Below are 20926 nucleotides of genomic sequence, written 5' to 3'. Positions count from 1 at the left end.
CGCATGTCCGCTGCTTCCCCGGGCAACGAACATCTGTCGCACCGGGAAACAGTACGACAAACACCCGTACGGTAAATGCCGTTTGGGTGAACGGGGCCTCTTGTTACCCAAGGGTTAGCAACCGGTACCAACCGTTCCACCGCATCCGGAGTTCCTTCGCACGCGAAGGTGAATGGTTCGGATACCGGATACGTCTCTTCGGACAACGAACCGTTTCCAGCCAACCTTTTGATGTGGCCCTGACATTGGACACTCCAGCTGTCACGCTCTGATCCGTTCATCGCACAGCCCTGATCTGCCCGGTGGCCCACCCAGCCATCCGGAACCCCCCTTGCAGAAGGAGTCTGCGTTGAGTCCCACCCCCCAGCGGCGTGCCACCGCGGCCGGCGCACTCGTAGCCGCGGCGGCCCTGGTCGCCGTAGGTATGCAGGCCGGTACCGCCACCGCCGCCGCCGACGCCACCGCGTCGCAGACCCGCACGGCCGCCCAGCCCAACCCGGGCGCGGCCAATGTCGTACTCAGCGCTTCGGAGCGTGCGACGCTCATCAGCGAGGCCAACTCGACCACCGCGCAGGCCGCCAAGGCGCTCGGCCTCGGCAGCGGTGAGAAGCTGATCGTCCGCGATGTGGTCAAGGACGCCGACGGCACCACCCACACCACCTACGAGCGGACCTACGACGGTCTGCCGGTGCTCGGCGGTGACCTGACCGTCCACGCGAAGGGCGGGGTGACCAAGAGCGTCACCAAGGCGACTCAGCACGAGATCAAGGTCTCCGACACCAACGCCACGGTCAGCGCGGCCGACGCGGAGGGCCAGGCGGTCGCCGCCGCCAACTCCGAGGGCTCCAAGCAGTCCAAGGCCGACAAGGGCGCCCGCAAGGTGATCTGGGCCGCGGACGGCGTTCCGGTCCTCGCCTACGAGACGGTCGTCGGCGGGCTCCAGGACGACGGCACCCCGAGCCGGCTGCACGTGATCACCAACGCCAAGACCGGCGCGAAGATCAGCCAGTGGCAGTCCGTCGAGACCGGCACGGGCAACACGCAGTACAGCGGCCAGGTCACCCTCGGCACCACCCTGTCCGGCAGCAACTACACGCTGACCGACGGCACCCGCGGCGGCCACAAGACGTACAACCTCAACGGTGGTTCGTCCGGCACCGGCACGCTGTTCAGCAAGACCACCGACGTCTGGGGCAACGGCCTGCCCTCCAACAAGGAGACGGCCGGCGCGGACGCCGCCTACGGCGCCCAGCTGACCTGGGACTACTACAAGAACGTCCACGGCCGCAACGGCCTGCGCAACGACGGCGTGGCCCCGTACAGCCGGGTCCACTACGGCAACGCGTACGTGAACGCCTTCTGGGACGACTCCTGCTTCTGCATGACCTACGGTGACGGCGAGGGCAACAACAAGCCCCTCACCTCCATCGACGTGGCCGCGCACGAGATGACCCACGGTCTGACCTCGGTCACCGGCAACATGACCTACAGCGGTGAGCCCGGCGGTCTGAACGAGGCCACCTCCGACATCATGGCCGCGGCCGTCGAGTTCTGGGCCAACAACCCGGCCGACGTCGGCGACTACCTCGTCGGCGAGAAGATCGACATCAACGGCGACGGCACCCCGCTGCGCTACATGGACAAGCCGAGCAAGGACGGCGCGTCCAAGGACGCCTGGTACTCCGGCATCAGCTCGATCGACGTCCACTACTCCTCGGGTCCGGCGAACCACTGGTTCTACCTGGCCTCCGAGGGCTCCGGCGCCAAGGTCATCAACGGCGTGAGCTACAACTCGCCGACCTCCGACGGCCTCCCGGTCACCGCGATCGGCCGTGACGCCGCCGCGAAGATCTGGTTCCGCGCGCTGACGGTGGGCTACTTCAAGTCGACCACCAACTACGCCGACGCCCGCGTCCAGACCCTGAAGGCCGCCGCCGACCTGTACGGCGCCGGCTCGGCCACGTACAACAACGTGGCCAACGCCTGGGCCGCCATCAACGTCGGCCCGCGCATCAACGACGGGGTCACCGTCACCGCGATCCCGAACCAGACCACCGTGATCAACACCCCGGTGAGCCTCCAGGTCCAGGCGACCAGCACCAACGCGGGCGCCCTGACCTACTCGGCGACCGGCCTGCCGGCCGGCCTGTCGATCAACTCCTCCACCGGTCTGATCTCCGGTACGGCGACCACCGCGGGCACGTCCAACGTGACCGTGACCGTCACCGACTCGGCGAGCAAGACGGGCACCGCGTCCTTCACCTGGACCGTCGGGACCGCGCAGCAGAACGTGTTCGAGAACACGACCGACTACGCGATCAACGACAACGCCACGGTCGAGTCCCCGATCACCGTCACCCGCTCGGGCAACGCGCCGTCCACCCTCAAGGTGGACGTCAACATCCTGCACACCTACATCGGCGACCTGAAGGTCGACCTGGTGGCGCCTGACGGCAGCGTCTACAACCTGCACAACCGCTCGGGCGGCAGCGCCGACAACATCATCAAGAGCTACACCGTCGACGCCTCCTCCGAGGTCGCCAACGGCGTCTGGAAGCTGCGCGTCAACGACAACGCCAGCCTGGACACGGGCAAGATCGACAGCTGGAAGCTCACCTTCTGACCCCTCGGGGCAGGGAGTGAACCACGGCTGAACCGCTGAAACCACGGGGCCGCCCGGGAGGAAACCTCCCCGGGCGGCCCTGTTCCATGTGCTGCTGCGGGTCAGCCGATCGAGCGGAAGGCCGCGTCGAGGAAGGCCTTGTCGAAGACGACGCGGTCCTTGCCGCGCTCCTGGCGGGGCCGGGCACGGTCCTCGTCGCCCCAGTCGTCGTCGCGGTCGTGGCGGCCGTGGTGGTGGTCGTCGTCGGTCGGCTTGAGGTAGACCGAGCGGGCGTTCAGGTCGTGCGCGCGCTCGCCCGGCCGCAGCACCTCCTGGGCCTCGCCGCCGCAGCTCTCGTCGCGGAAGACGAGGACCAGCGAATCGGTCTCGTTCCACACCGCGTAGGCCGCGCGGTCGCGGCCGGTGCCCGTCAGCCGGTAGCAGGTGTCGTTGTCGGCCGGCTCGATGGTCCGGCTGCCGTCGTCGTCCGGGAGCCGGTAATGGATCTCGCCGAGGTCGTCGTGGCCGTTGGCCAGGGCCTGGCCCGCGGTGGGCAGGACGAGGGCGGCGGAGGCGAGGAGCGTGGCGGCGGCGGTCGCGGTGGGGCGCAGGCGCATGGCGGGGTCCGTTTCTCGCGGGGCGGGGGTCCGCGGGGCAGCCTAGGAGTCGGCGGGGGCTCCGCAGTGGCGCCATGCGCCAGGTGTTCGGAGGTTCACCCTCCTGGTCCGCCGCGCGGGGCCGCCTCCCCGCCCCGCCCTTCACCCGTTCTCCGGGGGCCGCCCCGGACCCCGCGCCTCAGTCGCCGGCGGGGCTGGAAACGCGCTGCGCCTGGGCCGGGACGGCCGCCCCGGACGGGGCGGCGGGCGCCGTCGGGCGGCGGATCAGGAGGAGGACCACCAGGCCTCCGGCCAGGCCCAGCGCCCCCGAGACCACGAACGCCTCCCGCAGCCCGCTCGCGAACGCCGCATCCACCCACGCCCGCGCCCCCGGCACGGAGGCCAGCAGCCGCCCCGCCCCGCCGGAGGCCAGCGCGTCGGCGGTGCTCGCCGGCCGGCCGGCGAGCCCGTCCCTCAGCCCGGCGTGGAACACCCCGCCCAGCACCGCGATGCCCAGGGCCGTACCCAGCTGCCGCGAGGTGTTCAGCACACCGCCGGCCATGCCCGCCCGGGCCGGCGGCACCGCCCCCATGGCGGTGGCCGCCAGCGCCGGCATCGAGACGCCCACGCCGACCCCGGTCAGCGCCAGCCCCGGCACCAGCGCGGGCCAGCTGTCGCCCGCGTCCAGCATCCAGGCCTGGAGCAGCGCGCCCGCGCCGATCAGCAGCAGTCCGCCGCCGATGGTCAGCCGTGCGGAGACCCCGTGCAGCAGCCGCCCGGCCACCGCCGCGACGACGAAGGCCGCCAGGCTCATCGGCACCAGCGCCAGACCGGCGCCCACCGGGGTCATCCCCTCGGCGGACTGCAGCCACAGGGAGACGTACATCAGGTACGAGAACGCCGCCCCGGAAGTCAGCAGTCCCGCGGTCATGACCGCCGCGAAGGCCGGGCTGCGGAAGAGCGAGAGGTCCAGCATCGGGCGGGAGCCGCGCAGCTCGACGAGGACGAAGGCGGCGAACGCCACCGCAGCCAGGGCGAACAGCCCCAGGGCGGCGGGCGAGGTCCAGCCGTCCTCACCGGCCCGGATCAGCGCGTACGTCAGGGCCCCGGCCCCCACGGTGAAGGTGGCCATGCCGGGCAGGTCCAGCCCCTGGGCGCGCGGGTCGCGGGACTCCGCCACCGCCCTGAGGGTCACGAACACCGCCAGGGCGCACAGCGGCAGGTTGATGAAGAAGATCCAGCGCCAGCCGAAGTGCTCGGTGAGCAGCCCGCCGACGATCGGCCCGGCCGCCGCGGCGGCACCGTTGACCGCGCCCCAGACGCCGAAGGCGATCCCCCGGTCGCGGCCCTGGTAGGAGGCGCTGAGCAGGGCCATGGACGTGGCGGCCATCGCCGCGCCGCCGATGCCCTGGACGGCACGGAACGCGATCAGCGCCCCCGGCCCGTCGGCCAGGCCGCAGACGAGGGAGGCGCCGGCGAAGAGCACGAGCCCGCCGAGGTAGACCCGGCGGCGGCCGATCCGGTCGGCGAGCGAGCCCGAGCCGAGCAGCAGGGCGGCGAGGGCGAGGGCGTAGATGTCCATCACCCACTGGAGCCCCGAGAAGCCTGTGTGCATGTCGGCGGCCATGTCCGGGAGGGCGACGGTCACGATCGTGACGTCGACCAGGAGCATGAACGCCCCGATGCACACCGCCGTCAGCGGCAGCCATTTGCGCATGGGTCTTCTCCTCTTGGTTCTTCCGAGCCGGGGTCGTCGGTGCCCGGCGGGATCTTCGCTGTGGTCGCCCCACCGTGGCAGTGGGTCCCCGAATCACCCACCCGGAAGGTCCCTTCCGCAGAATTCCCGTTATCGAGGCGCCTGGAATGATGGAAACCATGCATCCCACACTCCGGGCCGGAAACCGCCCCACCGAGCTGGACGCCTTCGACCGGCTCCTCGCGCACGCCCTGTCCATCGACGGGCGGGCGCCCTTCAGCCGGCTCGCGGAGGTGCTGGAGGTCTCCGACCAGACCGTGGTGCGGCGCTACCACCGGCTGCGCGGCAACGGCCTGCTGCGGGTCGTCGGACTGCCCGTCGGGAGCCGGGTCGGGCTGTTCGAGTCCTGGCTGCGCGTGCAGTGCGCACCCGACGCGGCGGTCGCGGTGGCCGAGGCGCTGGCCCGGCGGCCGGACATCGCGTGGGTGTCGCTGAACTCGGGCGGTACGGAGATCCACTGCATGACCCGGGCCCGGACCCGGGAGGACCGCGACGCCCTGCTCCTGGAGAAGCTGCCCCGCACCCGGCGGGTGACGGCCATCAGCGCGCACACCGTCCTGCGCAAGTACATCGGCGGCCCCGGGGTCTGGGCGGGGCTGGAGGGGCTGCGCCCGGACCAGGTGGCCGCCCTGCGCCCGCCGCCGCTCGCGCCGGAGTACGGGCAGGCACGCTACACCCTCGACGAGGCCGAGCTGGCACTGCTGGGGGTGCTGCGGCGGGACGGCCGGGCGGGCTACCCGGAACTGGCCAAGGCCTCGGGGCTGTCGGAGTCCACGGCCCGGCGCCGGCTGGAGCGGCTGCGGGAGCGCGGGGCGGTCTTCTTCGACGTGGAGATCATCCCCGAGCACCTGGGCTTCGAGACGGACACCTCCCTGCTGCTGACCGTGCCGCCGGCCCGGCTGGCGGAGGTGGGGGCCGCGCTGGCGGGCCATCCGGAGGTGCCGTTCGCGGCGGCCATCACCGGGGCGGCGAACCTGCTGGCCGTGGTGCTGTGCCGGGACACCGACGCGCTGTACACGTACCTGACCGAGCGGATCGGCGCGGTGCCGGGCATCGGGCAGGTGGAGGTGATCCCGAACCTGCGGACCCTCAAGCGGGCCGGGATGCTGGTCGAGGACGGCCGGCTGGTGGACCCGCCGCCCGCCCCCTGACCCCCGGGCGGCGAGGCCCGGCCCTCACCACCCGGGCCTCACCACCCGGCCGTACCCCCGGCCGTCACCACCCGGCTGTCACCGCCCGGGCCTCACCACCCGGCCCTCACCGCAGCAGGACGCCGCCCGCCCGTTCGGCGTCCACCACCGGGCCCGCGACCAGGCCCAGTTCGGCCGGGGTCGCCAGCAGCGGGTGCGTGGGCAGCACCCGTACCGTGTAGCCGAAGGGCCCCGTCCGGTCGAGGGCGAGCGGGCCCTCGTACACCCAGCGCCCCTCCAGGTCGGGACCGGCGGAGGGCTTGAGCGGGAAGGCCCGCCCGTCCTTGATCACGTCCTGGGCGTCCACCCGTCCCGCGACGGCCTGCACCTCCACGTCCTCCGGCGCGAGCGCGTCCAGCGCCACCCGCACCCGCAGCGTGAGGGTGGCCCCCAGCTCGGCGGTACCGCCCACCGGCGTCGCGGCGACGGCCTCCACGTGCTCGACGGCGACCCTCGGCCAGGCCGCCCGGATCCGGCCCTTCCACCAGGCCAGGTCCCGGGCCGCGTCGGCGGTCAGGGCGCGGTGGGAGAGCGCGGCGGGGGCGTAGATCCGTTCCACGTACTCCCGTACCATCCGCCCCGCGAGCACCTTCGGGCCCAGGGACACCAGGGTGCGCCGGACCATCTCGATCCACCGGTCGGGCAGCCCGCTGCGGCCCGACCGGTCGTAGAAGCGGGGGGCCACCCGGTTCTCGATCAGCTCGTAGAGGGCGGCCGCCTCCAGGTCGTCGCGCCGCTCCTCGTCCGTGCCGAGGCCGTCGGCGGTGGGGATGGCCCAGCCGAAGTCGGGCTCGAACCACTCGTCCCACCAGCCGTCCAGGACGGACAGGTTGAGGCAGCCGTTGAGCGCGGCCTTCATCCCGCTGGTCCCGCAGGCCTCCAGCGGCCGCAGCGGGTTGTTGAGCCAGACGTCGCAGCCCGGGTACAGCTTCTGCGCCATGGCCATGCCGTAGTCCGGCAGGAAGACGATCCGGTGGCGCACGCGCGGGTCGTCCGAGAAGCGCACCAGCTCCTGGACGAGCCGCTTGCCGCCGTCGTCCGCCGGGTGCGCCTTGCCCGCGACGACGATCTGCACCGGGCGGTCGGGGTCCAGCAGCAGGGCGCGCAGCCGATCGGGGTCGCGCAGCATCAGCGTGAGCCGCTTGTACGAGGGGACGCGGCGGGCGAAGCCGATGGTGAGCACGTCCGGGTCGAGGACGCCGTCCACCCAGCCGAGTTCGGCGTCGGCGGCACCGCGCTGCTTCCAGGAGGCGCGCAGCCGGTCGCGCACCTCCTGGACGAGTTGCTCGCGCAGGGAGCGCCGTACGTCCCACACGTCCTGGTCGGCGATCTGCGCGACGGCGTCCCAGCGGGTGGAGCCGCCGACGGCGAGGGCGTCCTCGGTACGCCCGGCGCCGATCTGACGGGTGCCGAGCCGCATCACCTCGGGGGCGACCCAGGTCGGGGCGTGCACCCCGTTGGTCACGGAGGTGATGGGCACGTCGGCCGCGTCGAAGCCCGGCCAGAGCCCGGCGAACATGCCGCGGCTGACCGCGCCGTGGAGGGTGGAGACCCCGTTGGCGCGCTGGGCGAGGCGCAGGCCCATGACGGCCATGTTGAAGACCCCGGGGTCGCCGCCGGGGTAGGACTCGGCGCCGAGTTCCAGGATCCGGTCGACGGGCAGGCCGGCGAGTTCGCCGCCGTCGCCGAAGTGGCGGGCGACCAGGGAGCGCTCGAAGCGGTCGATGCCGGCGGGGACGGGGGTGTGGGTGGTGAAGACGGTCCCGGCGCGGACGGCTTCGACGGCGGCCTCGAAGCCGAGGCCGCGCTCCCCTTCCAGTTCCCTTATGCGTTCGAGGCCGAGGAAGCCGGCGTGTCCCTCGTTGGTGTGGAAGACCTCGGGGGCGGGGTGGCCGGTGATGCGGCAGTAGGCGCGGACGGCCCGGACGCCGCCGATGCCGAGCAGCATCTCCTGGAGGAGGCGGTGGTCGCTGCCGCCGCCGTAGAGGCGGTCGGTCACCTCGCGGGCGCCGGCGTCGTTGTCCTCGACGTCGGAGTCGAGCAGGAGCAGCGGGACGCGGCCGACGCGGGCCTGCCAGATGTGCGCGTGCAACGACCGGCCGCCGGGGAGGGCGAGGGTGACGCGGGCGGGGGTGCCGTCCTCCTGGCGGAGCAGGCTGAGGGGCAGCTCCTGGGGGTCGAGGACCGGGTAGTGCTCCTGCTGCCAGCCGTCGCGGGAGAGGGACTGGCGGAAGTAGCCGTGCCGGTAGAGCAGGCCGACGCCGACGATGGGGACGCCGAGGTCGCTGGCGGCCTTGAGGTGGTCGCCGGCCAGGATCCCGAGTCCGCCGGAGTACTGGGGAAGGGCTGCGGTGATGCCGAATTCGGGGGAGAAGTAGGCGATGGCGGCGGGGAGGCCGCCGTTGTTCTCGTGGGTCTGGTACCACCTGCCGCCGTGGAGGTAGTCGTCGAGGTCGGCGACGGCGACGGCGAGCCGGCGCAGGAAGCGCCGGTCGGCGGCGAGTTCGGAGAGCCGGGCGGCGGAGACGGAGCCGAGCAGTCGGACGGGGTCGCCGCCGGCGGCCCGCCAGCCCTCGGGGTCGACGGATTGGAAGAGTTCGCGGGTTTCCGTATGCCACGACCAGCGCAGGTTGCGCGCGAGTTCGGCGAGTGGCATGAGGGGCTCGGGGAGGACGGGGCGCACGGTGAATCGACGGATAGCCTTCACGTGTTCCACCTTCGCAGGGGATGACGGATCGGAGCGGCCGCACCACGCTGTGCAGGCACGCAACGCCCCCGGAAGGCTACTGCCGGACCCGGTCGCCGGGTGGCCGTTCGTCCAACAGGTCGTCCAGGTAGGGGCGCAGCGGGGGCGGAACGAGGCGGCGTTCGAGGCCGCGCAGCAGGGTCAGGACGGCCGCGGAGGCGAAGTGGCCGAGCCGCAGCAGGGCGTACAGCTCTCCCTCGCGCGCCTCGGGGTCGGTCTCGGTGACGGCGGCGCGGGCCAGGGCGGTGCACAGCCGGCGGCCGTCGTCCCCGTCCCAGGCGTCGGGCCAGTCGGCGGCCTCCTCCGCCGCCAGGCGCCGTACCCGCGGGTCGGGGTCGCCCATCCGGCGGACGCAGTCGCGCGCGCGGGGGTCGGCTTCGAGCCGGTCCCACTCCTCCAGCCCGCGCGCCCCGGCCCCGGACAGCAGGACCCGGGCGGTGCTGCCGGCGTCGAGCCGGTCGACGGCCCGCCCGTAGAGCTCGATCCGTTCCAGGACCACCCACGCCCCGCCGGGGGTGCGCAGCCGCGACCCGGTACGGGGTGCCCCGCGCAGGCAGCGCACCACGGCGAGGGTGGCGGCCCCGCCGGGGGTGACGGGCGCGGAGACCTGGAGCCGGCCGGCCCGGGCGAGGAGCCGTTCCAGCACGGGCGGCGCGGGCCAGACCAGCCCGAGCCGCTGGAGCCCGAGGTCGCTGATCCCGCCTTCGACGGCGACGAGCGCGCCGGTCTGGGCCTCCAGGGCGCCGGGGTCCTCCTCGGCGCAGGCGGCCTCGACGAGCACCCCGGCCAGTTCCGCCTCCGCCCCGGGGTCCCACACCGCCCCGCTCACCCGTCTCGCGGCTTCCGCGCGCTGCCGGGGGTCGGGATGCACGAGCTGCTCGGTCAGGCCCATGCCGCGCATTCTCGCGCGGATCAGGCGCCCGGGTGACCCCTTCCGAAGTGCTGAAACACCGTCAGTCCGAGGGGTGTGCGGCCAGCGCCCGCGCTGCGGTGCGGGGCGTGCGCATGGGGAGTGAGGGGGTCAGCGGGACGAGGGTGGAAGGGGTGACACGTTGGACGTCACCTGGTCCTCGCCGACTTGACGGAGCCTCGACCGATGTCGAGCGGCCCCTTGGGGAATGGGGCGCTCCCTACGTACGAGTAGTTGACCCACAGCACGGATTGGGCGCTGGAGGATTGGGAAGGGCTCAGCGGGTACACGCGGTACGCGCACGGCAAACCCCCGACCTTCTCCCGCCACCCGAGTGAACGCGGACAGGAGCGGCCATGCCCGCAGCCCAGCCGTCTTCCGAGCGGCTAGAAACAGAGCGAACAGAGCGTGCACTACCGGCCGCGGTCCCGGCCGGCCCGTCACCGAGCCCTGCGAACTGCCCCCAGGTGATCCCATCATGATCGGTCGCATTCCCGTGCTGGACGTCCTCCCCGCCGTCGACTGCGGCGCCAGACCCGCCAAAGCGGTGGTGGACGAGGTCTTCGAGATTTCCGCCACCGTGTTCCGGGAGGGTCACGACGCCGTTTCCGCCCATGTGGTCCTGCGCGATCCGAGCGGGCGGCTGCGCCCGCCGGTGCCGATGCGCGAGCTGGCCCCCGGTACCGACCGCTGGTGTGCCCGGGTGTCCGCCGAGGTCGAGGGGAGGTGGACGTACACCGTCGAGGCGTGGAGCGATCCGGTCGCCACCTGGCGGGCCCATGCCGCGGTCAAGGTCCCGGCGGGCATCGACACCGGGCTGCTGTTCCTGGAAGGCGCCGAGCTCTACGAGCGGGCGGCCGCGAAGGTTCCCAAGCGCGACGGGCGCGAGGCCGTGCTGGCCGCGGCCGATGCGATGCGCAACGAGGACCTGACCGTGGAGGCGCGCCACGCGGCGGCGCTCGCCCCGGCCGTCGACGCGGCGCTGGCCCGGCGCCCGTACCGGGAGCTGGTGACCTCCGCGAAGGCGCTGCCGCTGCTGGTCGAGCGCAAGCGGGCCCTCTTCGGCTCCTGGTACGAGATGTTCCCCCGCTCCGAGGGAGCGGTGGTGGAGCCCGGCTCGGCCCCTGTCAGCGGCACCTTCCGGACCGCCGCCGACCGGCTTCCGGCCATCGCCGCGATGGGGTTCGACGTGGTGTACCTGCCGCCGATCCACCCGATCGGGTCGACCTTCCGCAAGGGCCCCAACAACACGCTGTCAGCGGGTAGTTGGGATCCCGGAGTGCCGTGGGCCATCGGTTCCCCGGAGGGCGGGCACGACGCCGTCCACCCGGACCTCGGGACGCTGGAGGACTTCGACGCCTTCGTGGCGCGCGCCCGTGAGCTGCGGATGGAGATCGCCCTGGACTTCGCCCTCCAGTGCTCCCCGGACCACCCCTGGGTGGAGAAGCACCCGGAGTGGTTCCGCCACCGGGCCGACGGGACGATCGCCTACGCCGAGAACCCGCCGAAGAAGTACCAGGACATCTACCCGGTCCACTTCGACAACGACATGGCCGGGATCGTGGAGGAGACCTGCCGGATCCTGCGCCACTGGATGGACCACGGGGTCCGGATCTTCCGCGTCGACAACCCGCACACCAAGCCGGTCGTCTTCTGGCAGAAGGTGATCGCGGACATCAACAAGAGCGATCCCGACGTGATCTTCCTGGCGGAGGCCTTCACCCGGCCCGCGATGATGCGCGCGCTCGCCTCGGTCGGCTTCCAGCAGTCGTACACGTACTTCACCTGGCGCAACACCAAGGCCGAGCTGACCGAGTACCTGACCGAGCTGTCCGGGACCCGTTCGGCCTCCGTGATGCGGCCGAACTTCTTCGTCAACACGCCCGACATCCTCCACGAGTACCTCCAGAAGGGCGGCCGCCCCGCCTTCGAGGTCCGCGCGGTCCTCGCCGCCACCCTCTCCCCCACCTGGGGCGTCTACGCCGGCTACGAGCTGTGCGAGAACGAGCCGGTGCGCGAGGGCAGCGAGGAGTACCTGAACTCCGAGAAGTACGAACTGCGCCCCCGCGACTGGGCGGCGGCCGACCGCGAGGGCCGTTCCATCGCCCCGCTGATCACGGCCCTGAACCGGCTGCGCCGGCGCAACCCGGCCCTCCAGCAGCTACGGGACATCCACTTCCACGCGACCGACAACGAACAGGTGATCGCCTATTCGAAGCACGCGGGAGGAAATTCCGTACTGGTGGTCGTCAACCTCGACCCGCACCACACCCAGGAGGCGACGGTCTCGTTGGACATGCCGGTACTCGGCCTCGACTGGCACGGGTCCCTCGCGGTGCGCGACGAGCTCACCGGCGAGACCTACCACTGGGGCAGGGCGAACTACGTACGCCTGGAGCCGGGCCGCACGCCCGCGCACGTACTGGCCGCCCTGCGACCGTCCCCGCCCACCGGAGGGTCACCCACCACATGATGATCAACGATCCCGTCCCCGACACCTTCGAGGACACCCCCGCCAAGGACCGCGACCCCGACTGGTTCAAGCGGGCCGTCTTCTACGAGGTCCTGGTCCGCTCCTTCCACGACAGCAACGGCGACGGCGTCGGGGACCTCAAGGGGCTCACCCAGAAGCTGGACTACCTCCAGTGGCTGGGCATCGACTGCCTGTGGCTGCCGCCGTTCTTCGCCTCGCCGCTGCGCGACGGGGGCTACGACGTCTCCGACTACACCGCCGTGCTCCCCGAGTTCGGAGACCTCGCCGACTTCGTGGAGTTCGTGGACGCCGCGCACAGCCGCGGCATGCGGGTGATCATCGACTTCGTCATGAACCACACCAGCGACCAGCACGAGTGGTTCCAGCAGTCCCGCAAGGACCCGGACGGGCCCTACGGGGACTACTACATGTGGGCGGACAACGACAAGCAGTACCAGGACGCCCGGATCATCTTCATCGACACCGAGACCTCGAACTGGACCTACGACCCGGTCCGCAAGCAGTACTACTGGCACCGCTTCTTCTCGCACCAGCCGGACCTCAACTTCGAGAACCCGGCCGTGCAGGAGGAGATCATCTCCGCGCTGCGGTTCTGGCTCGACCTCGGCATCGACGGCTTCCGCCTCGACGCCGTGCCCTACCTGTACGCCGAGGAGGGCACCAACTGCGAGAACCTGCCCCGCACCCACGCGCTCCTCAAGCGGGTCAGGGCGGAGATCGACGCGCACTACCCGGACACCGTCCTTCTCGCCGAGGCCAACCAGTGGCCCGAGGACGTCGTGGACTACTTCGGGGACTACGCGGCCGGCGGCGACGAGTGCCACATGGCCTTCCACTTCCCGGTCATGCCGCGCATCTTCATGGCCGTGCGCCGCGAGTCGCGCTATCCCGTCTCGGAGATCCTGGCCAAGACCCCGGCGATCCCGGACCGCTGCCAGTGGGGCATCTTCCTGCGCAACCACGACGAGCTCACCCTCGAAATGGTCACGGACGAAGAGCGCGACTACATGTACTCCGAGTACGCCAAGGACCCCCGGATGCGCGCCAACATCGGCATCCGGCGCCGGCTCGCGCCGCTCCTGGACAACGACCGCAACCAGATCGAGCTGTTCACCGCCCTGCTGCTGTCCCTGCCCGGCTCGCCGATCCTCTACTACGGCGACGAGATCGGCATGGGCGACAACATCTGGCTGGGCGACCGCGACGGCGTGCGCACGCCGATGCAGTGGACCCCCGACCGCAACGCCGGTTTCTCCTCCTGCGATCCGGGAAGGCTGAACCTGCCGGTCATCATGGACCCCGTCTACGGGTACCAGGTCACCAACGTCGAGGCGGCCATGGCGTCGCCCTCCTCACTGCTGCACTGGACCCGCAGGCTCATCGAGATCCGCAAGGTGAACCCCGCCTTCGGACTCGGCTCGTACACCGAACTGCCCTCGTCCAACCCGGCCGTCCTCGCGTTCCTGCGCGAGTACGGGGACGACCTGGTGCTGTGCGTGCACAACTTCTCGCGCTTCGCGCAGCCCACCGAGCTGGACCTGCGGTCCTTCAACGGGCGGGTACCGGTGGAGCTCACGGGTGACGTGCGCTTCCCGCCGATCGGTGAATGGCCGTACCTGCTGACCCTGGCGGGCCACGGCTTCTACTGGTTCCGCCTGCGCCGGGAGTAGGCGCCGGCCGAAGGCCGGCCGCGCGAACCCGCGCGGCACCGGAACGGGGCGGGCACTCCAACGGGTCAACGCCCGCCCCTGTACGGAGCATCCTGACCCGACACTCGCACTTACCGGAGAAGCAACTGCCGCACATCCGGGACACTCTGCGCATTCTGTGACGGCCCGGGGAAAGGACGCGACGCCATGTCGGAGGCTGCATCCGCCCGGAGCCGGCTGACGGCCGACCCGGCCGCCGGGATCGGCCCGCTCGAACCGATGCTGCGGGAATGGCTGCCCGCGCAACGCTGGTTCGCGGGAAAGGGACGCGGGATCGGCCGGCTCAGGCCCGTCTCGGCCGCCGAGCTGCTGCCGCCGGGCTCCGTCCCGGGCCTGCTGCACCTGCTGCTCGACGTGGACGGGGACTGCTACCAACTGCTGCTGGGCATCCGCCCGTCCCCGCTGCCCCCCGCCCTCGCCCCCACCCTGATCGGCCACCCCCGGTCCGGCCCGTACGCCGGGATGGCCGTGTACGCCGCCCTGGGCGACCCCCGGCTCGCCGCCATGCTGCTGGAGCGGCTGCGCTCCCCCGGAACCCTGGGGCCGCTGCGCTTCGACCGGGACCCGCACACCCCGATCGAGGCCGGGCTCACCCCCCGGCCGCTGTCCGGGGAGCAGACCAACTCCTCGCTGATCTACGGGGATTCGTACATCCTGAAGGTGTTCCGCCGGGTCGGCCCCGGGATCAACCCGGACCTGGAGCTGCCCAGAGCCCTCGCCGCCGCCGGCTGCGCCCGCGTCCCCGCCCCGGTGGCCTGGTACGAGGCCGCGCCGGGCGGTGGAGAACCGTTGACCCTGGGCGTGCTCCAGCCCTACCTGCGCGGTTCCGACGACGGCTGGCAGCTGGCCCTGCGCCGGCTCGGCGCCGGCGCCGACTTCACCGCCGAGGCACACGCCCTGGGCCGGGCCACCGCCGAGGTGCACAGCGCCCTGGCCGACGCCCTGCCCACCCTGGCCCTCGGTCCCGAGCAGACGGCCCGGCTCGCCGCCGGGATGACCGCGCGGCTGGCCGCCACCGCCCGCGAGGTGCCCGCGCTGCGGCCCTTCGAGGCCGGGCTGCGCGGCGCCTTCGACGCCCTGGCCGCCTCGCGGGGGGCCGGGGTGCCCGCCCAGCGCATCCACGGGGACCTGCACCTGGGCCAGACCCTGCGCACCGCCGACGGCAGCTGGGCGCTGATCGACTTCGAGGGCGAGCCGGCCCGCCCGCTGGCCGACCGGCGCCGGCCCGAACCGGCCGTCCGCGACATCGCCGGGATACTGCGCTCCTTCGACTACGCCGCCCGCTCGCACCGGCCCTTCGCCCCCGCCTGGGCGGACGCCTGCCGGGCCGCGTTCTGCGAGGGCTACGCCCGCACCACCGGCCGCGACCCGCGCGAGGACCCGGTCCTGCTGCGCGCGTACGAGACCGACAAGGCCGTGTACGAGGCCCGCTACGAGTTCCGGCACCGCCCCGACTGGCTGCACGTCCCGATGGCGGCGATCCGCCGGCTGTCGGCGCCCGAACGCCCCGCACACCGCATGCCCCCGCCCCTTCCCGGCACCGCCCCCCACCCGAAGCCCCCGAGGAGGCCGCTCGCGTGAGCGCCGCACGACAGCCGTCACCGACCGTCCGCGAGGAAGCCGCAGCGGTCCCGGAAGCCGCGAAGCGCCCCCGCGCCCCGCGTGCCCGCCGCACCGCCCCGCCCCACGGGGTCCGGCCGGCCCCCGCGCTGGACCCGGGGGAACGGGCCCGGCTGCTGGAGGGCCGCCACCACGACCCGCACGCGCTGCTGGGCGCCCGCGCCCAGCGGGGCGGGGTGGCCTTCCGGGTGCTGCGCCCGTACGCGAAGGCCGTCACGATCGTGGCGAAGGGGCTGCGGGCCGAGCTCCTCGACGAGGGCGACGGGCTGTTCTCCGGGCTGCTGCCGCTGACCGGGGTACCGGACTACCGGCTGCTGGTGGCGTACGAGAAGGACGAGATCGAGGTCCACGACCCGTACCGGTTCCTGCCCACCCTCGGCGAGCTGGACCTGCACCTGATCGGCGAGGGCCGGCACGAGGAGCTGTGGACGGCGCTGGGCTCGCAGGTCATGGAGCACCAGGGGGTGGCCGGCACCCGGTTCACGGTGTGGGCGCCCAACGCACAGGGCGTCCGGGTCACCGGGGACTTCTCGTACTGGGACTCCGTGGCGTACCCGATGCGTTCGCTGGGCTCGACCGGGGTGTGGGAGCTGTTCCTGCCGGGGATCGGCGAGGGGACCCTGTACAAGTACGACATCACCCGCCCGGACGGCGGCCACACCCTGCGCGCCGACCCGATGGCCCGGTACGCGGAGGTCCCGCCGGCCAACGCCTCGGTGGTCACGGCGTCCCGGTACGAGTGGGGCGACGCGCGGTGGATGGCCGCGCGCGGGGGCCGGCCGGCGCACCAGGCGCCGATGTCGGTCTACGAGCTGCACCTGGCGTCATGGCGGCCGGGGCTGAGCTACCGCAGCCTGGCCGAGCAGCTGCCCTCGTACGTCAAGGAGCTGGGCTTCACGCACGTGGAGTTCATGCCGGTCGCCGAGCACCCCTTCGGCGGCTCGTGGGGCTACCAGGTCACCGGCTTCTACGCGCCGACCTCGCGGCTGGGCACCCCGGACGACTTCCGGTTCCTGGTGGACTCGCTGCACCGGGCCGGGATCGGGGTGATCGTCGACTGGGTGCCGGCGCACTTCCCGCGCGACGCGTGGGCGCTGGCCGAGTTCGACGGGCGGCCGCTGTACGAGCACCAGGACCCGCGGCGGGCGGCGCACCCGGACTGGGGGACGCTGGAGTTCGACTACGGGCGCAAGGAGGTCCGCAACTTCCTGGTGGCCAACGCCGTGTACTGGTGCCAGGAGTTCCACGTGGACGGGCTGCGCGTGGACGCGGTGGCCTCGATGCTGTACCTGGACTACTCGCGCGGCGAGGGCGACTGGTCGCCGAACGAGCACGGCGGCCGGGAGGACCTGGACGCGGTGGCGCTGCTCCAGGAGATGAACGCGACGGTGTACCGGCGCTGCCCGGGCGTGGTGACGATCGCGGAGGAGTCCACGGCCTGGGACGGGGTGACGCGGCCGACGGACTCGGGCGGGCTGGGCTTCGGGCTGAAGTGGAACATGGGCTGGATGCACGACACGCTGCGGTACGTGTCGAAGGAGCCGGTGCACCGCAAGTACCACCACCACGACATGACCTTCGGGATGGTGTACGCGTTCAGCGAGAACTTCGTGCTGCCCATCTCCCACGACGAGGTGGTGCACGGCAAGCGCTCGCTGGTGTCGAAGATGCCGGGCGACTGGTGGCAGCAGCGGGCCACGCACCGGGCGTACCTGGGGTTCATGTGGGCCCATCCGGGCAAGCAGCTGCTGTTCATGGGGCAGGAGTTCGCGCAGGGTTCGGAGTGGTCGGAGACCTACGGGCCGGACTGGTGGGTGCTGGACTCCTCCTACCCGGCGGCCGGGGACCACCGGGGGGTGCGGGAGCTGGTGCGCGACCTGAACCGGGCGTACGCGGCGGCGCCGGCGCTGTGGGAGCGGGACTCGGTGCCGGAGGGCTTCGCGTGGGTGGAGGCGGACGCGGCCGACGACAACGTGTTCGCCTTCCTGAGGTACGGAAACGACGGCTCGCCGCTGCTGTGCGTGTCGAACTTCTCGCCGGTGGTCCGGCACGGCTACCGGATCGGGGTGCCGGAGGAGGTTCCGGTGTGGCGGGAGGTCCTCAACACGGACCGGGAGGTGTACGGCGGGAGCGGCGTCCACCACGACCGCCCGCTGTGTCCGGAGCCGGTCCCGGCCCAGGGCCGCGCGAGGAGCCTGCGGATGACGCTCCCGCCGATGGCGACGGTCTGGCTCAGGCCCTGACGAGCGCCTCCTCCAGCTCCTGGAGGAGGCGGCGCTTGGGCCGGGCGCCGACGAGCTGCCGGACGGGCTCGCCGTCGCGGAAGAGGAGCAGGGTCGGCATGGACAGCACCCCGTAGCGCGTGACGGCGCCGGGGTTGGTGTCCGCGTCGATCTGCACGACCTTCAGGCGCCCGGCCTCCTCGGCCGCCACGGCGGAGAGCACGGGGGCCAGCTGGCGGCAGGGGCCGCACCAGTCCGCGGTGAACTCCACCAGGACCGGGCGGTCCCGCTCGGCCAGCACCTCCGCCGCGAAGTCCGCGTCGGTCACCTCGGCCACACCCTTGGCGTGGATCATCGTGTTCCCCTCTCCCAGCCGGCCATCTCGCAGCGCGGCTGTACCTGTCCGGCGGCCTCCTCGGCCGCCGCCAACTGGTGCGCGACCTGCTCGCGTACGTCCGCCAGCCGGCCGATCAGCCCGTCGAGCTCGGCGAGCTTGCGGCGGTAGACGGCGAGCGAGGCGGGGCAGCTGTCGCCGGCCGGGTGGCCGTCGCGCAGGCAGTCGACGAAGGGGCGGGTGTCCTCCAGGTCGAAGCCGAAGTCCTGGAGGGTGCGGATCTGGAGCAGGAGCCGCAGGTCGTCCTCGTCGTAGTCGCGGTAGCCGTTGCCGGTCCGCCGGGCGGTCAGCAGACCGCGCGACTCGTAGTACCTCAGCGTGCGGGTGCTGGTCCCGGCCCGTTTCGCCAGTTCGCCGATGCGCATGGGCCGACCGTATTCCTTGACGCCGACGTCAGGGATAGGGGCTGCGGGGCGGGACGTGCGGGGGCCCTCGCCACCCCCGTATGCGAGGGCCCCGATATGGATCACGTACGGCGTGGGGGTGCGGTTCACGGTGTGTGGCGGGGATCACGCGGCGGGTCCGGGAAAGGCGCCCACATCGCAGTGGCCGGATCCGTACGCTGTCAATGGATCTTCCTGCATCCGATTACCGGACAGTCGCCGGGAAAACCGCATAAAGTCATGAACTCCATAGGACTTTCCTACGAGTTATTGGCTTGTTTGAATAGTCTGTAGTCGGCGAGGCTCGGCCACTCCTACCGTGTGCCGTGTGCACTCCAGCCCACCTTTCAATGCCCCCGCCGCGCGCCGCCTGCGCGCGGCCCTGGGCATGGCGCCCGGTCATGTCGCCTACGGCCTGCGGGCGCAGTACGGCCTGCTCGTCGCACCCGAGACCGTGATGGCCTGGGAGCAGGGCGAGCAGTCGCCCAGTTCCGCCGAGCTCACCGCCCTCGCCGGCGTGCTCTGGTGTTCCCCCGGGGAGCTGCTCGCCGAGCCCGTCACCCTGCGGGAGCACCGGCTGGCCCGGGGCATGGACCCCGAGGACCTGGCCCGCCGGGTCGGAGTGGAGCCGGGCGCGTACCTGAAGATGGAGGAGAGCGGGCGCTGGAGGGGCAACGAGCGCCAGTCCGCCGCCCTCGCCTCGGTGCTGAAGCTGAGCCTGGCCCAGTTCGTGGGGGTGAGCGGCAGGCAGGACGAGCTCGACGGGCTGCTGCGCAGCGCGGCGACCACCCGCTGGCAGGCGTACGTGAAGCCGCTGGCCAAGCTGCTGCCGGTACCCAAGGCCCATCTGGAGCGGATCCTGGAGCTGCTCTACAACGAGTACCAGCAGCGGATGGTGGCCACGGTCAGCTGGGGCGGCGGCGACAGCGCGACCTGGACCGGCGACGCCGGCCGGGAGTACCTGGAGGCGATCTCGGAGCGGTTCTGGTCGCTGGCCGGCGGCGGTGCGTGAGGCGGCACGTCCGGCGGCACGCGCAACGGCACGTCCGGCACCCCGCGCCCGTACGCGACGGCCCCGGTCGTCCCTCTCACGGGAGGGCGACCGGGGCCGTCCGGCGCGGAACCGGGGACGAGGGTCCCGGCGGGCCGGGACGCAGGGCCCGGTCAGAAGACGGACTCGGCCTCGTACATGCGGTCGTCGGGGACCCTCTTCAGCTCGGCGACGGCATCGGCCAGCGGGGCCATGACGACCTCGGTGCCGCGCAGGGCCGTCATGTTGCCGAAGTCCCCGCGGTGCACGGCCTCGACGGCGTGCCAGCCGAAGCGGGTGGCCAGGACGCGGTCGTAGGCGGTGGGCACGCCGCCGCGCTGGACGTGGCCGAGGATGACCGGGCGGGCCTCCTTGCCCAGCCGGTGCTCCAGCTCGACGGCCAGGCGGTTGCCGATGCCGGCGAAGCGCTCGTGGCCGTACGCGTCGATGGCGCCCTTCTCGTAGGGCATGGAGCCCTCGGCGGGGTGCGCTCCCTCGGCGACGCAGACGACGGCGAACTTCTTGCCCCGGGCGAACCGCTCCTCCACCATCTTCACCAGGGCGTCCACTTCGAAGAGCCGCTCCGGCAGGCAGATGCCGTGGGCGCCGCCGGCCATGCCGGACTCCAGGGCGATCCAGCCCGCGTGGCGGCCCATGACCTCGACGACCATCACGCGCTGGTGGGATTCCGCGGTGGTCTTGAGGCGGTCGATGGCTTCGGTGGCGACGGTGACGGCGGTGTCGAAGCCGAAGGTGCGGTCGGTGGCGGAGATGTCGTTGTCGATGGTCTTGGGGACGCCGACGACCGGCATCCCGGCGTCGGCGAGCATCCGCGAGGCCGTCAGGGTGCCCTCGCCGCCGATCGGGATCAGGGCGTCGAGCTGGTAGCGCCGCGCGAGTTCCGCCGCGTTCTCGGCGGCTTCGTGCAGCCGGGCGCGCTCCATGCGGGCCGAGCCGAGGATGGTGCCGCCGCGGGCCAGGATGCCGCTGACGGCATTGATGTCCAGGGGGCGGTAGTGGCCGTCGAGGAGTCCCTTGAACCCGTCCTCGAAGCCGATGACCTCGTCGCCGTGGCCGACCAGTGCGCGGTGTACGACCGACCGGATGACGGCGTTCAGGCCGGGACAGTCGCCGCCTGCGGTGAGAACTCCGATACGCATCGTCCTGTGTCTCCTGCTCCTGGTCCTGGTACTGGCCGCACCTGGTGGGCGTATTGATCCCACCTGTCCGATTGTTCCACGGCGGCGGGGTGCCGCACCCTCCGCACCACTGCG

At 72.4% G+C, this 20926-nt stretch carries 14 protein-coding genes; 7 read left to right on the top strand and 7 right to left on the bottom strand.

Going from position 1 to position 20926, the window contains the following annotated elements:
• Positions 1-349 precede the first annotated feature (349 nt).
• Positions 350-2623 (top strand): M4 family metallopeptidase, encoded by a 2274-nt coding sequence (locus B4U46_RS24560; RefSeq protein ID WP_079429843.1) that lies wholly within the window; start codon positions 350-352, stop codon positions 2621-2623.
• Positions 2624-2724: 101 nt separating this feature from the next.
• Here the strand turns inward: B4U46_RS24560 and B4U46_RS24555 are convergent, their stop codons facing one another.
• Positions 2725-3219: a hypothetical protein gene (locus B4U46_RS24555; protein ID WP_079429842.1), complete on the bottom strand. Its 495-nt coding sequence runs from the start codon at positions 3217-3219 to the stop codon at positions 2725-2727.
• A 178-nt stretch (positions 3220-3397) separates the two neighbouring features.
• Complete coding sequence (locus B4U46_RS24550; RefSeq protein WP_079429841.1) at positions 3398-4915, bottom strand: MFS transporter; 1518 nt, start codon at positions 4913-4915, stop codon at positions 3398-3400.
• A 158-nt stretch (positions 4916-5073) separates the two neighbouring features.
• Between B4U46_RS24550 and B4U46_RS24545 the strand changes: the two genes are divergently transcribed.
• On the top strand, positions 5074-6105 hold the full coding sequence (locus tag B4U46_RS24545; RefSeq protein WP_100864101.1) for an Lrp/AsnC family transcriptional regulator: 1032 nt from the start codon (positions 5074-5076) through the stop codon (positions 6103-6105).
• A gap of 106 nt (positions 6106-6211) precedes the next feature.
• On the opposite strand, the gene glgP is transcribed toward B4U46_RS24545, so the two are convergent.
• Both glgP and B4U46_RS24535 read right to left on the bottom strand, forming a co-directional pair.
• Positions 6212-8851 carry an alpha-glucan family phosphorylase gene (glgP, locus tag B4U46_RS24540; RefSeq protein WP_079429839.1) on the bottom strand — a complete coding sequence of 880 codons (2640 nt, stop codon included), beginning with the start codon at positions 8849-8851 and terminating at the stop codon, positions 6212-6214.
• A 76-nt stretch (positions 8852-8927) separates the two neighbouring features.
• The gene (locus tag B4U46_RS24535; RefSeq protein WP_123995292.1) at positions 8928-9782 is read right to left on the bottom strand and encodes a hypothetical protein; all 855 of its coding nucleotides are present in this window, start codon (positions 9780-9782) and stop codon (positions 8928-8930) included.
• A 496-nt stretch (positions 9783-10278) separates the two neighbouring features.
• Between B4U46_RS24535 and B4U46_RS24530 the strand changes: the two genes are divergently transcribed.
• The 4 genes from B4U46_RS24530 (at position 10279) to glgB (ending at position 17866) form a co-directional block, all read left to right on the top strand.
• Positions 10279-12273, top strand: a complete 1995-nt coding sequence (locus B4U46_RS24530) for an alpha-1,4-glucan--maltose-1-phosphate maltosyltransferase (protein ID WP_079429837.1) — start codon at positions 10279-10281, stop codon at positions 12271-12273.
• Entirely contained in the window at positions 12270-13964 is a 1695-nt protein-coding gene (gene treS / locus B4U46_RS24525) for a maltose alpha-D-glucosyltransferase (protein ID WP_079429836.1), read from the top strand. Before B4U46_RS24530 ends, treS begins: the two co-directional genes overlap by 4 nt.
• A gap of 186 nt (positions 13965-14150) precedes the next feature.
• Positions 14151-15584, top strand: coding sequence for a maltokinase N-terminal cap-like domain-containing protein (locus tag B4U46_RS24520; RefSeq protein ID WP_079429835.1), 1434 nt, complete (start codon positions 14151-14153; stop codon positions 15582-15584).
• On the top strand, positions 15581-17866 hold the full coding sequence (glgB, locus tag B4U46_RS24515) for a 1,4-alpha-glucan branching enzyme (protein WP_079429834.1): 2286 nt from the start codon (positions 15581-15583) through the stop codon (positions 17864-17866). The genes B4U46_RS24520 and glgB overlap by 4 nt, the downstream gene beginning before the upstream one ends.
• Here the strand turns inward: glgB and trxA are convergent.
• The gene (trxA, locus tag B4U46_RS24510) at positions 17856-18200 is read right to left on the bottom strand and encodes a thioredoxin (protein ID WP_079429833.1); all 345 of its coding nucleotides are present in this window, start codon (positions 18198-18200) and stop codon (positions 17856-17858) included. The genes glgB and trxA overlap by 11 nt on opposite strands.
• A complete protein-coding gene (locus B4U46_RS24505) occupies positions 18197-18604 on the bottom strand; it encodes a MerR family transcriptional regulator (RefSeq protein WP_079429832.1) in 408 nt (135 codons plus the stop codon). The genes trxA and B4U46_RS24505 overlap by 4 nt, the downstream gene beginning before the upstream one ends.
• Before the next feature lie 337 nt (positions 18605-18941).
• Here B4U46_RS24505 and B4U46_RS24500 point away from each other — a divergent pair, with 337 nt between their 5' ends.
• On the top strand, positions 18942-19634 hold the full coding sequence (locus B4U46_RS24500) for a helix-turn-helix domain-containing protein (RefSeq protein WP_079429831.1): 693 nt from the start codon (positions 18942-18944) through the stop codon (positions 19632-19634).
• 152 nt (positions 19635-19786) lie between these two features.
• Here B4U46_RS24500 and B4U46_RS24495 read toward each other — a convergent pair whose 3' ends face one another.
• Complete coding sequence (locus B4U46_RS24495) at positions 19787-20812, bottom strand: ATP-dependent 6-phosphofructokinase (RefSeq protein ID WP_079429830.1); 1026 nt, start codon at positions 20810-20812, stop codon at positions 19787-19789.
• Positions 20813-20926: the final 114 nt, after the last annotated feature.

Source organism: Streptomyces katrae, assembly GCF_002028425.1.
Classification (GTDB): domain Bacteria; phylum Actinomycetota; class Actinomycetes; order Streptomycetales; family Streptomycetaceae; genus Streptomyces; species Streptomyces katrae_A.
This window is presented reverse-complemented; position numbering and strand designations above follow the sequence as displayed.